General features: G+C 63.4%; 1 protein-coding gene. It reads right to left on the reverse strand.

The annotated features are described in order from the left end of the window. Positions 1–831 (reverse strand): alpha/beta hydrolase (locus tag GXY33_21435; GenBank protein NLX07710.1); only part of this gene is annotated, 831 nt, incomplete at its 3' end. Positions 832–1,528: the final 697 nt, after the last annotated feature.

The raw sequence follows: 1,528 nt of genomic DNA on the forward strand, positions 1-1,528 counted from the left end.
CCAGCCGTGACCTTGGCCCTCTCGTGTCACCAGCCGCGTCGGCACACCCGCCGTCCGCAGTTTCTCCAGCACGACCTCCGCCTGCTGGATGGGCACCAGTGTGTCCGCGTTACCGTGGGCAATCAGGGTCGGCGGATCGTCGGGCGTGACATGGGCCACCGGCGAGATCTCGCGTGCGATCTCGCGTCGTCGATCCAGGTCGCGAATCAGTACGAACTGCCGCGTCTGGGTATCGAACTCCTGGAAGTCGAACGGGGCTTTGAAGGGGGCCAACTCTTCTTCGAGAGCTTTGAACAGATCCCGGCCGGTCTGTCCGTAGTTGAGGAAGTCGGTCGGCGGGAAGAAACAGGCCACCGCCTGCACCCCGCTGGGCTCACGGTCCACCGGATCCTTGGCTTCGGGGTTACCGGGTCGGCCGGCCAGCCCCATCATCAGCGAAAGGTGCCCGCCCGCCGAGCCCCCGGTAATCCCGAGCCGATCCGGCTTGATGCCGAACCGCTCGGCATGGTGCCGGATGTAACGCACCGACCGGTGCATGTCCTCGATGATCTCGGGGATGGTGAACTTCGGCTGGCTGCCGTGTACCACCGCGAAGACCGTGTACCCGCGTTTGAGCAGTTCGCCGAACACCTCCGGGTTGATCGCCTCGTGCGCGGAGTACCAGCCGCCGCTGACCACGTAAATCACGCCCGTTCCATGGGCTCCTTCACGCGGCTTGAACACGTCCATCGTCAGGGCGATCCCGTGCTTGCGCCCGTAGATCACGTCCTCGATCCGCTCGTGACTCGGCGCGTCCGCTCCCAAACCGACCCGCGGTGGCAACGACAACATAGCCAGCAGGACGAAAGTACCGATCCACAGGTGTCTCATGGCTGCCTCCTCGCACGTTTTCTTGGCCGTTGGTACGACGGTATCCGAACGCCGATTGCCGGACCACCATACCACCGATCGGCGGGTCACCTCAACCTGCGGGCCGGTATAGATGAGATGTGGCCTTGCCCCTATCGCTTGGGGAGATGGCTGTGGTGCACGGAATGGGGGGGGTGTTCGCTGACCTTGCCGGTCTGATCGACCCACAGACCGATGACCTCTGCTTGCTCAGACTCCGCCATCAGCCACGCCACGGCCGCTTCCAGCTGCTCACGTTGCACCGCTTCGGGCACGGGGTTCGACTCGCAATCGCTGTGGGCGGCCGGTGCCAACCTGGGCCACGCTTGCTGCCGAAGCGAACTGAGTATCGACGATCTCAGATGGGTCACCAGTTGCCTGTCCGTGCGCTCCGCGAGTAATCGTTCCGGAGCGACCTCCGTGATCACATCGACGTACTCAACATGCCATCGCTTGCACACGTAGTCCGCCACAACGCCTTGCACGCCCGTCAATGCAGTTGATCACTGCTCCATGAGCCAAATGCGTCCCAGGATTCTTCCTTGCAGGCGATGCGGGCCTGATGCTGTCGTGTGAATCGTCGCCTGACCGCTGTTCAGCCGAGTTCATCGGTTCTCCAACCTCCCGAGCAAACGCAGGA

It is taken from the genome of Phycisphaerae bacterium, assembly GCA_012729815.1.
Lineage (GTDB): Bacteria > Planctomycetota > Phycisphaerae > JAAYCJ01 > JAAYCJ01 > JAAYCJ01.